At 71.8% G+C, this 780-nt stretch carries 2 protein-coding genes; both read right to left on the minus strand.

From position 1 onward, the window contains the following. Positions 1-262: hypothetical protein (locus tag DSP71_RS23815; RefSeq protein ID WP_258546436.1), on the minus strand; the 262-nt coding region annotated here is incomplete at its 3' end. Between the two features lie 43 nt (positions 263-305). Further along, positions 306-780: FHA domain-containing protein (locus DSP71_RS13175; protein WP_220151118.1), on the minus strand; the 475-nt coding region annotated here is incomplete at its 5' end.

A 780-nucleotide genomic window follows, 5' to 3' on the forward strand; every position in this document is an offset into this window, starting at 1 on the left:
CGTTGATCACCTCGGCGAGGAACCCGGAGCCGATCGGGGCATCGCCCACGAGCAGGTCGGGGTTGAGCATCGTGAGCTGCTCGCTGGTCGGCGGGGCGACAGACAGCGTGAGCACATCGCTGGGCGCCGCCATGATGCTGCGCGCGGGGTCTGTCGTGGCGATCTGCCGCGCCACGTCGGCGATCGTCGCCGTCGAGTCGGCCATCACGACCACGTCGGTCAGGGGTGCCGCGGGTCGACGCAGGGTCAGCTTGACTCTCATCGCTCGTCCTCACCGCGCCGAGGGCGCATCTCACTGCTCAGGGTCATACCCACTCCACCAGGAGGGACCGGTCGCCGAAGCGCACCGTGTCGCCGATCTGCAATTCCGCGGGGTGTCCCGCCGGCAGCGCTGTCTCAGAACCGCCTCGGACGATCGCGCTGCCATTCGTGGAGGCCCGGTCGACGACGAAGACGCCCCGTCGGGCCGGCATCACCGCGATGTGGGTCTTGGACACCGAGCGCGTGTCGTCGACGACCGGCACCAGGAGCGCCTCGCCCTCGCCAGCGGCGGCACTCGGGGACCGCCCGAACAGCGTCGTCCCCCGCACCTCGATACGCTGCCCGGTGTCGAGCACCAGGAGCGCTCGTACTCCCATCGGCGCGGGGGAAGCGGCGGGTGCGGACGCGGGAGATGCGGCAGGTGCCGGTGCGTCCGGGGCTGCCGGCGTTTCCACAGCGGGTGCCGCTGCGGCGGCGGCAGAGGCGGCGACAGGAGCGGATGTCGGGGGCCGAACGGAC

Source organism: Microbacterium sp. H6, assembly GCF_003314775.1.
Lineage (GTDB): Bacteria > Actinomycetota > Actinomycetes > Actinomycetales > Microbacteriaceae > Microbacterium > Microbacterium oxydans.